Source organism: Agrobacterium sp. CFBP2214 (genome assembly GCF_030209895.1).
Lineage (GTDB): Bacteria > Pseudomonadota > Alphaproteobacteria > Rhizobiales > Rhizobiaceae > Agrobacterium > Agrobacterium radiobacter.
In genome coordinates this window covers 166,471-179,312 of the sequence record NZ_JARVRC010000010.1, presented here as the reverse complement: position 1 = coordinate 179,312, position 12,842 = coordinate 166,471, and the positions used below count along the sequence as shown (strand labels likewise).

12 protein-coding genes are annotated in these 12,842 nt (G+C 60.1%); 2 read left to right on the top strand and 10 right to left on the bottom strand.

The annotated features are described in order from the left end of the window. Positions 1-4: 4 nt before the first annotated feature. Positions 5-1,102 carry an acyltransferase family protein gene (locus QRN60_RS22115; protein WP_112958747.1) on the bottom strand — a complete coding sequence of 366 codons (1,098 nt, stop codon included), beginning with the start codon at positions 1,100-1,102 and terminating at the stop codon, positions 5-7. Positions 1,103-1,412: 310 nt separating this feature from the next. Here QRN60_RS22115 and QRN60_RS22110 point away from each other — a divergent pair, with 310 nt between their 5' ends. Then, positions 1,413-1,649 (top strand): acyl carrier protein, encoded by a 237-nt coding sequence (locus tag QRN60_RS22110; protein ID WP_020810476.1) that lies wholly within the window; start codon positions 1,413-1,415, stop codon positions 1,647-1,649. 13 nt (positions 1,650-1,662) lie between these two features. Here QRN60_RS22110 and QRN60_RS22105 read toward each other — a convergent pair whose 3' ends face one another. The 6 genes from QRN60_RS22105 to QRN60_RS22080 all read right to left on the bottom strand — a co-directional run bounded on the left by QRN60_RS22105 (position 1,663) and on the right by QRN60_RS22080 (position 8,661). Continuing rightward, positions 1,663-2,799 carry a glycoside hydrolase family 88/105 protein gene (locus QRN60_RS22105; RefSeq protein ID WP_129567168.1) on the bottom strand — a complete coding sequence of 379 codons (1,137 nt, stop codon included), beginning with the start codon at positions 2,797-2,799 and terminating at the stop codon, positions 1,663-1,665. An 8-nt stretch (positions 2,800-2,807) separates the two neighbouring features. Next, positions 2,808-4,361 carry a polygalacturonase PglA gene (gene pglA / locus QRN60_RS22100; protein WP_129567167.1) on the bottom strand — a complete coding sequence of 518 codons (1,554 nt, stop codon included), beginning with the start codon at positions 4,359-4,361 and terminating at the stop codon, positions 2,808-2,810. A gap of 114 nt (positions 4,362-4,475) precedes the next feature. Beyond that, positions 4,476-5,744 (bottom strand): ABC transporter substrate-binding protein, encoded by a 1,269-nt coding sequence (locus tag QRN60_RS22095; RefSeq protein ID WP_129567166.1) that lies wholly within the window; start codon positions 5,742-5,744, stop codon positions 4,476-4,478. Between the two features lie 43 nt (positions 5,745-5,787). After that, a complete protein-coding gene (locus tag QRN60_RS22090; RefSeq protein WP_003508132.1) occupies positions 5,788-6,888 on the bottom strand; it encodes an ABC transporter ATP-binding protein in 1,101 nt (366 codons plus the stop codon). Between the two features lie 2 nt (positions 6,889-6,890). Further along, complete coding sequence (locus QRN60_RS22085) at positions 6,891-7,775, bottom strand: carbohydrate ABC transporter permease (RefSeq protein WP_003508131.1); 885 nt, start codon at positions 7,773-7,775, stop codon at positions 6,891-6,893. A gap of 4 nt (positions 7,776-7,779) precedes the next feature. Further along, positions 7,780-8,661: a carbohydrate ABC transporter permease gene (locus QRN60_RS22080; protein WP_004444977.1), complete on the bottom strand. Its 882-nt coding sequence runs from the start codon at positions 8,659-8,661 to the stop codon at positions 7,780-7,782. Positions 8,662-8,873: 212 nt separating this feature from the next. Here QRN60_RS22080 and QRN60_RS22075 point away from each other — a divergent pair, with 212 nt between their 5' ends. Continuing rightward, positions 8,874-9,800 (top strand): helix-turn-helix domain-containing protein, encoded by a 927-nt coding sequence (locus QRN60_RS22075; protein WP_129567165.1) that lies wholly within the window; start codon positions 8,874-8,876, stop codon positions 9,798-9,800. A 51-nt stretch (positions 9,801-9,851) separates the two neighbouring features. On the opposite strand, the gene QRN60_RS22070 is transcribed toward QRN60_RS22075, so the two are convergent. Genes QRN60_RS22070 through kdgD form a run of 3 tightly spaced genes read right to left on the bottom strand, consistent with a single transcriptional unit; the run spans position 9,852 to position 12,799 of the window. After that, complete coding sequence (locus QRN60_RS22070; protein WP_111794113.1) at positions 9,852-10,730, bottom strand: amidohydrolase family protein; 879 nt, start codon at positions 10,728-10,730, stop codon at positions 9,852-9,854. Then, positions 10,727-11,863: a D-galactarolactone cycloisomerase gene (locus tag QRN60_RS22065; protein ID WP_129567164.1), complete on the bottom strand. Its 1,137-nt coding sequence runs from the start codon at positions 11,861-11,863 to the stop codon at positions 10,727-10,729. The genes QRN60_RS22070 and QRN60_RS22065 overlap by 4 nt, the downstream gene beginning before the upstream one ends. Positions 11,864-11,887: 24 nt before the next feature. Beyond that, positions 11,888-12,799: a 5-dehydro-4-deoxyglucarate dehydratase gene (gene kdgD / locus QRN60_RS22060; RefSeq protein ID WP_003508120.1), complete on the bottom strand. Its 912-nt coding sequence runs from the start codon at positions 12,797-12,799 to the stop codon at positions 11,888-11,890. Between the last annotated feature and the right edge of the window lie 43 nt (positions 12,800-12,842).

Below are 12,842 nucleotides of genomic sequence, written 5' to 3'. Positions count from 1 at the left end.
AGGATCATACCGGCTGGCGGATTTCACTCCGCTTTCTCAACCGGTTCTTCAACCATTTCTGAACGGGCTGGTCATAATAGACCGTCAGCCACCATGACAGGCACGTCGTGGCGATGAGAAAAACAATGCCCGCCGGCAGAGCGAGATTTTCCCTGTGCCCCGCCGGGATCAGAAACTCCGTCCAGGCGAGAAGCGGAATATGCAGCACATAGACCGCATAGGACGCCGTGCCGAGAAACACCGACACCATTCCCACCCCGCGACCCGGAACCGTCTTGCTGGCCACGAATAGCAGCAGCGGCCAGACAAACAGGACAACCGCAAGATCGAAGAACGGTCGAAGCTCGCGCGACATGGGCACAGCCAGAATGAAACAGACCAGCAAAAGGCAAAGCGCCGCCTGAAAGGGTTTCAACTGCGGTACGCGATTGCGGAAACGGTAAATCAGCACGCCGGCAAAAAACGAGAAGAACACCCGGCCCATGCCCGCATACATTTCGTGCCAGCGAAACCCCGCATGCAAACGGCCGAACTCGGCGGCCGCCACCATCAGCACAAGCGCGCTGACGGTGAGCACCACAGCGGTCTGTCTCATCGTGGCCCGAACACCCCAGCGGGCATAAAACGCATTCACCACCAGTTCGTTGAAAAGCGACCATGCAGGGCTGACGAGAAACAACGCGCCGTTCAGGGTCAGCGTGAAGGGCGCCGGCAAAAACAGCAGCCCCGTGAAAAGAGCAAAAGCGAGCTCGCCGGGATCGACCAGACGATGCAGATCGTCGATCGGCGTCGGCACGCCCAGCACATAGAGGCAGATGAAATAAGCCGCCATCAACGCCAGCGCCAGCGCATAAAGAGGGTAAAGACGCGCAAAGCGCGCCTTCAAAAAAAAGCCCGGTGTAATCGCCCCTTCGCTCAGCTTCCGGCTATAGGCATGCGCCAACACGAAACCGCTGAGCGCAAAGAACAAATCCACGGCGAGATAGCTCGAAGCCGTGCTTTTCCCGAACAGATCCTCGGCATGGCGGTGGACGATGAAAAGGGCAGCCACTCCCCTTATGCCGTCGAGCAATATGAAGCGTTCCGGGGACGACTGGACCATGGCGTGAGGCTCGGTGTGGCTGGCGGATTTAAAAGTTCACAAGCAACGAGCTTTAGCGCGTAGCGGTTTGCCGCTGCCAGTCACAAACTGGTTAACGTGGCAAACATCCCGTATTATTATAGGGTACTAAAGGGTGATCGACACCCTTTCGCGGCTGCGAAAGGCGTGCTACGTCCGGATGTCATCGATCTTTTGACCCTTTGACTCTGCGGCCTGTCCTTTTGAATTCAGCTTGATTTCACTTGGATATCTTCGGCGCAAATTCAGATCGGGCGGGTTCGGCGGCAAACAACTTTCTCGGAGTCTCACCATGTCCACCATTGCAGAACGTATCAGAAAAATCATCGTGGACCAGCTTGGCGCCGACCCCGCCAATGTGGTGGACGATGCCAATTTTGCTGACGATCTCGGTGCGGATTCCCTGGAGACGGTTCAGATCGTCATGGAAATCGAGGAGGAATTCGGAGTGGAAATTCCAGATTCCGCCGCAAGCACGATCCTGACCGTCGGCGACGCCATCCGTTTCATCGAAAAAAACAAGGCGTGACCGACGGGGGAATTTACCCCGCAGATGACGCCGCTGAAACAGCCTGCGCCTGCGGCTTGGTCAGAAGCAGGCTTTCGGCATAGGCCATCATCAACGGCCCGACACCCTTGGCATCGTCGGACACCACCGGCTCGGTCAGATAATATTCCGGCGTTCCATCGCGATAATTGCCCTCGAAGCCGCCAAGGCCCGCGACATGCACGATGCCGGTGAGGCGCATCACGCCCTCTTCATCGGCTTTCAGCCGCGTTTCCAGAAGCGTCTCAAGCGCGCGGCGGCCCGCCGAAAGGGCAGCAGTCGCCTCTTCGCCCTGCAGGAGCTTCAGCCGCGCCGCGCGCAGCAAGGCATAGGCGAACATGGCCGAGGCGGATGTTTCCTCGTAATTGCCCGCAAGGCTAGGATTGTCGAGAACCTGCATCCAGAGGCCCGCCTCAGTCTGCCGTGCGATGATGCCGGCCAGAAGACGCCGTGTGTTCTCCCGAAGCTCCGCCGTCGCGCCATCCTCCGGCAGAATGGTCAGTGCGTCCACCAGCGCCATGGCGAGCCAGCCCACCGCGCGCGCCCAGATGGCGGGAGACTTGCCGCTCTGAGGATCGGCCCAGCGCTGGCTGCGGCTCTCGTCGTAACCATGGGCATAAAGCCCGCCGCTATCCGCCGTGGCCGCGAGCGCTGTCGAAAACTGCCGCAGCGCATCGTCGATCAGTTCTGTTCGGCCCGTCGCCTGCGCATATTCGATCTGGAAAGGAAGTCCCATATAAAGCCCGTCCAGCCAGACCTGGTGCGGATAACGCTTCTTGTGCCAGTAATTCCCGGAGGCAATACGCGGATGGCTGCGGAGTTGTCCCGCCAGATGTTCCGCCGCAGCGAGGTAACGCGGATCATCCGTTTCCACCGCAAGGGGAAAGAGAATGCGGCCGGCGAGAATATGGTCGATATTATATTCCTGCGGATCGTAACCGGCGAGCGTTCCGTCAGCCGCTATCTGTGCATCGGCCAGACGGTGCAGATGGTCATTCCAGCGCGCCTCTCCGGTCGCCTCGAACAGCTGCTGCAAGCCGCGATAGACACATCCATCCTCATAACACCAGCTTCCGCCCTTGTAGTAACGATAGCGGCTCGAGAATTGATCAAAATATTCATTGGCTTTCATGGAGTTTCTCAATCGAAATCTGACACAATGGAAACGGAAGCGTCGCTCAGCAGGGCGGGATTATCGCAGACTATATGCGCCTGCTCGAAAACAATCGCCTCATGGCGCATGGGGCGCACCCGGTCGGCCATGATCGGCGGCGTTGCGATGGCCGACAGATCGCGCGAGACGATGGTGACGTTGCGGATGGTGACGTTGCGGATGGGCGCTTCGGCAAGACCGAGAAAAGCGCCGGCAGCATGGGAGAGATTGCGGATTTCCACGTCCTCCACGGTAATGCCGTCGATAAAGGGAGTACCGCTATCGACCGGCGCCGGGTTTCGCGACTGCACCCAGTCATCATGTCCGTCGGCGTCGCAATGGTAGTGAGCATTGGCGGAAAGCGCGGTCTTCACGCCATCCAGCATCACCCGGCGCATGGCGATGTTGCTGACGGTGCCGCCCCGCCCGCGCCGTGTCTTGAGGCGCAGGCCGCGATCCGTGCCGATCATGTCGCAATCCTCAACCGCCACGTCATGCACGCCGCCGGACATTTCCGAACCGATCACCAGCCCGCCATGGCCGCGTTCCATCAGGCAATGACGTACATGCACGCCGCGTGTTTCCGCGAGATGATCGTCCTCGCCGTCAGGGCCGCGCTTTCCCGCCTTTACCGCGATACAATCATCGCCGACGGAAAAGCGCACGCCTGATATCGTGACGTTGCGGCAGCTTTCCGGATTGAAACCATCGGTGTTCGGGCTGTCATGCGGCGCGGCGATGCTGAGACCGGCGGCGATCAAGTCTTCGCAGCCTTGCGGATGGATCGTCCAGGAGGCGGCGTTTCGGATGGTGAAACCGAGCAGGTTTGTCTTCCGGCAGGAGACGAGGTGAAGGCCGCGCGGTCGGCGCGCGCCATCGCGGGTTTCTTTCGGCCAGCTCCACCAGTCGCCCGCGTCGCCGGAGCCATCGAGAATGCCCCTGCCCTCGATGACGAGTTTATCTGCCCCGATGGCATGAACCGGCGCGGCAAAACAGGCGTCCGGCAATCCCTCCCAGCTGCCCAGCATGCGGCCGGCCTCATCGCGTGCGGGCAATATCGGCCAACCCTTGCGGGTGGAGGGCGCGCGCAGCACGGCTCCCTGCGCAAGGTGAAAGGTCATGTTGCTTTTGAGGCGCACGGGAAAGGCGGTCCAGACACCGGCTGCAAGCCGCAACGCGCCGCCCTGCGGCACGGCGGCAATCGCCCTTTCCAGCACCTGCGCATTGGCGCGCGCACCCTCTTCATCATCAAGCGCAATATCCGGCAACAATTGAAATGCCGCGGCATCGACAAGCCCGGCACAGGAAACGGTTCTGAACTCCAGCCTTCCGAACCCTTCCGCTTCGAAGATATAGCGCGTATCCGGGGAGAGATCATGCAGCAGCGTCACCACGGTCGCGGTTTCGCCACTCCGTTCATCGCCATCCGCCGACGTCAGACGCCATTCCGTTTTGGACGGCAGATAATATCGAGCGCCGGGCGCGGCAAGGCAAAGCGCTGCCGTTCGCGCCGAAGACGCGATGACAAGGGGTTCGTTCATGCTCTCGTCTCGTCTTTCGTGAATGGCCGGCCAAACCCTTGGCGGACATGCTTCATATCATCCGGCGGCCGGATAAAGGGCCCGCCACTATCCAGAGGCGACGGGCCATTGTCGTCAATCGAACTTGGCAAGAACATCGTTGGTGGTATCGATGATCTGCTCGGCCGCCTGTTCCGCCGTCAGCTGGCCATAGGCATATTCCTCCAGCGTATCGATGAAGCCCGAGCGGATTTCAGGATGTTCGTTGAAGGGTGAAACCACCGGTCCCGATGCCGCCATGACGATGGCATTGGCGGCGCGCACTTCCGGCTCGCCCTTGTCACCCAGACGCGCCGCCGCAGCCTTCGACGCCGGCAGACCGCGCGAGGTGCCAAGCGCGTCGACGCCCTCCGGCTCGTTAAGCAGGCAGTTCAGAATCTGAGCAGCCGCTTCCGGATTTTTGGAGTTTTTCGAGATCGAAAATACCATGGAGGGCTTGCGATAAACGCCTTCCGTCACGGCATCGGCAAGCTTCAGCATCGGCACCGGTTTCAGAACCTGTCCCTCCTTCAGGGGATCGGCATATTTCGAATAGGTCGAGTCCCATTCATAGGAGCCGGCGATGCGGCCTTCGGACCAGGACGGCTTTTCATAGAGATTGACGTTGCCATCGGCCGCTTCCTCTTTCTGGGAGCGGATGGAGCCGGTTTCGACCAGCTTGCCGACGAAGGAGATGCCCTCTGCCAGCTCCTCCGGCGTCCAGGACACGCGGTTGGTCTTGGGGTCGACCAGATCCTTGCCGGTCTTCTGCACGATGGCGAGCGTTACGAGCAGCTGGGCGGTCTCTTTCACGGCATTGAAGGTGTAATAGTCCTTGCCGAGCTTTTCCTTGATGGTCTTGGTTGCCGCAAAGAACTCATCCCAGGTCTTGGGGATTTCAACACCCGCCTTTTCGAAGGTGGTGGCATTGAAGAAAAAGACGCGGCCGGTGGTGGAGACGGAAAGCCCCTGCAACACGCCGTTCATCGAACCAGCGTCCAGATCGCTCTCTGCCCATTGTGAAAGATCGAGCGGTTTCAGCTGGCGCAGATCGGCAAAACCTTCACCGTTCTTGGAAAACAGCGGCAGCCATGGCCAGTTGACCTGAACGATATCGGCTTCCGTCTTGCCGGCCATCTGCGTGGTCAGCTTTTCCAGATAGCCATCGAAGCCGGTGAATTCGCCCTTCACGGTGTGCCCGTATTTCTCGCCGCAGGCGGCAATGGCCTTCTGGGTGGCGACATGGCGGCTTTCACCGCCCCACCACGACATGCGCAGTTCCGCAGCATTCGCCGCGGGGGCCGCCGCCATGGCGGCATAGGCGGCACCGGCGAGCATCGCCATCATTCTTGTCATCGTCTTCATTGTTCTTCTCCTCCTCGAAAAATCAGGCACGCGCGTCCCCTCCTCACAGCGAGACGTTGCGGCCATCGGCCTTGTCGAAAATATGCAGCTTCTCCGGGTCCGGCTTCAGCCGTAGGATACCGTCGCGTCCGAGCGCTTCGAACTCCGCCGCCCCCACCACGCTCACCAGCTTCTGGCCGCCGAGATCGGCGTGCAGATAGACCTCATGACCCATGAATTCCGCATTGGTGAGTTTCGCCTGCAAGGCCGGGCCATCAGCCTCGCCTGCCAGCGAGAGATGCTGCGGGCGAATGCCGATGACGGCATCTACCGGCTTTGCTGAAAGACGCCTTTCAAGATGTTCGCCGATTGGCAGGCGCTGCCCGCCAATGACGAATTCCGCACCGTCGATGGTCACATCCACGAGGTTCATTTCCGGCATACCGATAAAACCGGCCACGAACAGATTGGCGGGATGGTTGTAGAGCTCCTTCGGCGTCGCGACCTGCATGATGCGCCCGGCCTGCATCACGCAGATGCGGTCCCCCATGGTCATGGCTTCCGTCTGGTCATGCGTAACGTAAATGACGGTCGAGGACAGGCCTTCCGCCTTCAGCTGGCGGTGCAGATCGGTGATGCGTACCCGCATGGAGGCGCGCAGCTTGGCATCGAGATTGGACAGCGGCTCATCGAACAGGAACACGCCCGGCTTCTTGATGAGCGCGCGACCCAGCGCCACACGCTGCGCCTGTCCGCCGGAAAGCTGCTTCGGCAACCGGTCGAGCAGCGGCTCGATTTCGAGAATGCGCGCGACATTGTCGATCGCCTTTTCGATCTCAGGCTTGGCGACACCGGCGATCTTCAGGCCGAAGGCGAGATTGCCGCGCACCTTCATATGCGGATAAAGCGCATAATTCTGGAATACCATGGCGATGGAGCGCTTGCCGGGCGGCAGGTCATTGACACGCTGGTCACCGATGAGGATTTCACCGCCGGTGATTTCCTCCAGCCCCGCCACCATGCGCAGCGTCGTGGATTTGGCGCAGCCGGAGGGGCCGACGAACACCATGAACTCACCATCCTCGACGTCGAGATTGATGCCATGCACAGCCTTGAAGCTGCCGCCATAGATCTTTTCGAGATTTTTAAGTTGAACGCTTGCCATTTTCAGCCCTTGACCCCGCCAGACGAGATCCCTTCAATGAAATACCGTTGCGCCGCAAAGAACACGATCAGCGCAGGTGCGATCGTCAGCACCGACATCGCCAGGATGCGGTTCCATTCAAAGGCTTCGGTGGTGTCGATGGAGAGTTTGAGCGCAAGGCTCACCGGATATTTGTCGACCGAGGACAGGTAGATCAGCGGCCCGAGGAAATCGTTCATCGTCCACATGAACTGGAACAGGCAGACCGAGATCAGCGCCGGCGCCAGCATCGGCACGACGATATAGATGAGCGTCTGCAGGCTGTTGGCGCCATCCACGCGGGCGGCCTCTTCCATGTCCGATGGCAGCGAGCGCAGGAACTGCACCAGCATGAAGACGAAGAAGGCATCACCGGCGAAAGCCGAGGGAACCCAGAGCGGCAGGAAACTATCCAGCCAGCCGAGATCACGGAACAGAATATATTGCGGAATGCGGGTGACGACATTCGGTAGAAGCAGGATGGCGATGACCGAGCCGAACAGGATTTTCTTCAGCGGAAAATCGAAGCGGGCAAAGGCATAGGCCGCCATGGTGCAGGAAATCGCCGTGCCGATGACCTTCGGCAGGATGATCAGGAACGAATTCCAGAAGAACCGGCCGAACGTATAGGGCGTCGAGGTTTCCCAGCCGCGGATATAGCCATCCAGCGTCGGGTTTTCCGGGATGAAACCGGCGCCGGAGAAGATTTCCGAATTGGTCTTGAAGCTTGCGCCCACCAGCCAGATCAGCGGGTAAAGCATGACAAGGCCGACGGCGAACAGCAGCACGTAGCGGACGGAGGTGGAGAGCAGCCTGAGCCGTGCCCGGCGGGCCGCCTGCATGTCGTTTAGGGTTGCGATATCGGTCATGGCATCAATTCCGCTTGTCGCCGGCGTAATAGACCCACTTCTTCGAGGACCAGAAGGCCACGAGGGTCAGCACGGTGATGATGGTGAAAAGCACCCAGGCGATGGCGGAGGCATAGCCCATGTTGAACTTCTTGAAGGCCTCGTCGTAAATATAAAGTGGCAGGAGGTAAGTGGACTTCAGCGGCCCGCCCTGGGTGATGATGTAAGGTCCGTTGAACTCCTGGAATGCCTGCACCATCTGCATGATGAGGTTGAAGAAGATCACGGGTGTCAAAAGCGGCAGCGTGATGAAGAAGAAGGTCCTGACCTTGCCCGCGCCATCAATGGCGGCCGCCTCGTAAAGCGATTTGTCGATGGATTGCAGGGCGGCGAGAAAGATCACCATCGCCGAACCGAACTGCCAGCAGCGCAGCAGCGTGATGGTGAAAAGCGCGTTGCCGGGATCACCGAACCAATCAACCGGCGACAGGCCGACGGCCGCCAACGCCATATTGGCGAGCCCCTCGCTTGCAAAGATGTAGCGCCACAGCACCGCAATCGCGATCGAGCCGCCGAGGATGGACGGCACGTAAAAGGCCGTGCGGAAGAAGTTGATGAATTGCAGCTTGTAATTGAGTATCGCCGCAATGAAGAGGGCGAAGGCAAGCTTCAGCGGCACCGTCAGAAACACGTAGAACAGGGTAACGTTCAGCGATTTCATGAAGGTGCGGTCGCGGGTGAACAGGCGCTCGTAATTCGCCAGCCCCGCCCAGCTTGGATCGCTCATCAGGTCGTAACGGGTGAAGCTGAGATAGAGTGAGCCAAGAAACGGGATTGCCGTGAAGACCAGCAGCCCGATGATGTAAGGCGTCAGATATCCCAGCCCGAGGAAGCGCTGAGATTTCATGATGCTCCTCCCCGCGCCCCGATGGAACGCGAATGACAGAATACAATTTCGTACAAGTGAATCTCCCGGAACGGCCGGCGGCGGGCGTATGATGGCGCAATTTCTCACCGCGGCCGATCTCCTCCCTCATTGATACGGCGCGTAAAAGCTATTTATCCGATGACAAAACCAAATTTCCGCGCCAAGGTGAATTAACAAAGACGAGGAAAAAGATGGACGAAATCGAAGGTGGTATTCTGTCGTCCGTTCCACCTGCGGCACTGAACCTCAACCTGACGCGCGCGACGATCAAGATGGAACATTCGCGCACCTGGCAGATCGACAAATCCAACCAGGTAGACGACCTCATCATCTGCCTGGAAGGGCGAGGGCATTATCTCGTCGATGGCGAATCACGGGTGCTGGAGCCCGGTGATGCGATGCTGATTTTCCGGGGGCAGCGCTTTGTCGGCTGGAACGAGCAGGCCTTGACCTATCGCGGCGTGGCGCAGCATTTCACGCTCGACATTTACGGCCGCCACAACCTGATCGCGCAGATGGACCTGAAACCGAAACTACGGCTGAGCCGCTGGGCGCTTTTGGAGCCGCTCGTGCGTCACTACCGGCAGAGCGCCCCGCCCTCTTCCGTGACACTCGGCCAGCACCATCTTTTCATGGTGCTTCTGATCGCCTTCATCGACGATGCCTTCCTCGGATGGGTTGACCGCCCGAGTTTCCAGCCGGAAGGCACGGAAGGCCTAGACCTTGCGGTGATGAAGGCGATCACCATGATTTCGGCCAATCCGCTGGACCCTGATATTGCCGGCAGGGCGACCGACGCGGCCTCCTATAATCGCGATTATTTCCTGCGCGAATTCCAGAAACGGGTTGGCCGGACGCCGCGGAAATATCAGGAATTCAAGCGCATGGAACGCGCCATGCATTTTCTCGAGGCAGGGCTTTCAGTCTCGGCGGCCGCCGCCGAGGTGGGGTATGGCGACCCCTATTATTTCTCGCGCATGTTCAAACGCACGCTGGGGCTAAGTCCGCGCGAGCATATGAACCGCATACGCCGCAGCCGGCATGGCAACCTGATGGCGTTTGACGAGCACGAACAGCAGAGGCTGCTTGCCGCCGAAACGGAAACGGCCCCGGCATAGCGGGGCCTTATTGCGACGGGGCCTGGAAGCTATCGGCCATCCCGGTGTGAACTATGCCGTCGTAAATGGCCGCAGCTTGAACAGGGCCTCAGGGTTTTCCACCAGTGCACGATGACGGGCCGCCTCATCTGGTAGCCAGCCGAGCGTCAGTTCAGCAAGGCGAGCATCGTCCGGATAGGCAGCCGTTTCGCGCACCGAATTATGCGGCCAGTTGGTGCCCCAGATGATGCGCTCCGGCGCATGGGTGGCGATCACCCGCGAAAAGGCGGCGACATCCTCATATGGCCACTCTTCCCGCGAACTTTCATAGACGCCGGCGAACTTGAACCAGAGATTGCCGCGATCCATCAGCTTCAGAAGAACAGTCATTTCCGGACCGTCCGTTTTGATGCCCTTGAAGAACTTGCCGTGGTGATCGAACACCCAGCGTGAGCGGATTTTCTGAAGACGTGGCAGGTGGTCGAGAAGACCATTGCCGTCGAATTGCACCGCCACCATCCAGTCAGCCGCGTGCGCCCTCTCATCCACCGCCTCAAGCTCGGAAAGGTTCACCGCACCGCCAGGCAGATCCATGATGCGCGCGCCAACGGCACCGGCGGCGGCAAGCTTTTCCATGTCCTTCTCGGTCGTACTCGCATCGATAATGACCACGGCGCGGGCCGCTTCGCCCATCTCAGCAACACAGGCGAGCGTGTTGCCATTATCGCGCTGATGGGCGTTGCCCTGAGTGATGATGACCCGGTCGATGCCGAGCCATTGCATGAGCCTGCGATAGTCCTCCGGTCCCGGCAGGGCGCCCGGCGGCAGGCCCGGCCCGCCCGGCAAGGCCGGATAACCGGGCAGATACAGGTGCATCTGCGTGTCGACGGCCCCTTTCGGGAAGGCGGGCCGAGGCGCTGTGCCGCTCAGTTTTCTGACGAGTTCGCTCACGGGTCTGGCATCCTGAATTCAAGCAATGCGTCGCGGTTGACCTCAATTCCAAGACCGGGACCATCGGGAATGGCGACAATGCCGTTTACCGCCTCGATCGGCTTGCTCAGCACGGCCTGACGGAACGGATTATAGGTGCGGTCGAACTCCATGATCGGCTCTATCGGATTGACCCGCACCGGATCTGGCGTCATCGCCGCCATGAATTGCAGCGCGGCGGCGATCTGCACGCCGGTCCCCCAGACATGCGGCACGATGCGCACGCCGTGCAGCGTGGCAAGCGTCGCAATCTTCTGTGTTTCGGAAAAGCCGCCGCAGCCGCATAGATCGGGCTGGAGAATATCCACAGCACCGGCGGAAAGCGCCTGCCACATGCCATAACGTCCATGCCAGGTCTCGCCGCCCGCAACCGGGATTGGCTGGCCCGCCCGCACCCGGGCATAGGCATCAAGCTGTTCCGGAACCACCGGTTCCTCAAACCAGTCGATACTATAATCGGCAGCGCGATTGCCGAGCGTGATGGCTTCGGTGACCGTATAACCGTGATTGGCGTCGATCATCAGCCGCATATCCGGCCCGATGGCCTCCCGCACCGCAGCGATGACCCTGAGGTCTTCCTCGATACCGAAACCGATCTTGATCTTGCAGGCGTGAAAACCCTCTGCCCGGCGTTCCGCCATCTCCAAGGCATTGTCGGAGACGCGGTCAACGCCATCGCGCTTGAAACTGCCGGTCGCATAGGCGCGCACGCTTTCGCGCCAGCGCCCGCCGAGCAGCATCGAGATGGAAGCACCGTAGTGCTTGCCCTTGATGTCCCAGAGCGCAATGTCGATGCCGGACAAGGCAGTGAGGCTGAGGCCGCGCTGGCCCTGATCGCGCAGGGCATTATAAAGCACGGCCCAGATTTTTTCGGTCTGGCGCGGGTCCTGGCCGATAAGCCAGCCCGCATAAGCCTGAACCACGGCGGCATTCGGCCGTGCCGGGCCGAGGCATTCACCCCAGCCGACGGTCCCGTCGTCACATTCGATCTCAACCAGAATATGGGCGCGTCGATCAAAGCGCATGGATGCGCTTTCAAACGGCGTGTCCAGCCGGTGCTCGAGCAGATGCGTACGCACCGCCGTGATTTTCATGGCTCGCCTCCCGTCGTGTCTCGATTAGGGTTTGCGCTTATGCGTGCCGATCAGGGCATCGAGCATGCCGATTTCCTCATTCGTCAGGTCCTTCAGCGGCGCACGCACCGGACCGGCGTTGAAGCCCTGCAGGCGCACGCCGGCCTTGACGGCGGAGACGGCGTAACCCTTGGCGCGGTTGCGGATCGCCATGAACGGATAGAAGAACTCCGTCAGGATGCGCTCGCAGGTGGCGCGCTCACCGGCACGCAGCGCCGCATAGAACTCATTGGCAAGGCCCGGCACGAAGTTGAAGACCGCCGAGGAATAGGTGGTGAAGCCGGCGCCGAGATAGGCTTCGGCAAACAGTTCCGCCGTCGGCATGCCGCCGAGATACATCAGGCGGTCACCCATCTTGGCGGTGATCTGGCGCACAAGGCCGATATCGCCGGTGCCGTCCTTGAAACCGACGAGGTTCGGGCATTCGTCGCAGAGACGCGCCAGCGTATCGGCCTGCAGCACGGAATTGTCGCGGTTATAGACCATGACGCCGATGCCGACCGACTGACACACCTTCTTGATATGGGCGTAAAGCCCTTCCTGCGGCGCATCGATGAGGTAATGCGGCAGAAGCAGGATACCGTCAGCACCGACCTTTTCGACAGAGCGGGCAATATCAACGGCGATCTCGGTGCCGTAACCGCAGCCGGAAACAATGGCGGTTTCGCCGGCAACTTCCTTGGCGGCGGAGACGATGGTGGGGATCTCATCCGGCTTCAGCGAAAAGAACTCACCCGTGCCGCCGGCGGCAAACAGCACCGGCGCCTTGTATCCGGCGAGCCATTCGACATGCGCCCTGTAGCTATCGGCCGCAAAACGACCCTCGGCATCGAAATGGGTGACCGGGAAAGACAACAGACCGGAGCCAAGCGCCGTCTTGATTTGTTCAGGGTTCATCATCGAAATTCCTCTGCAAGTTCACTGACTGAAAGCCACCTAA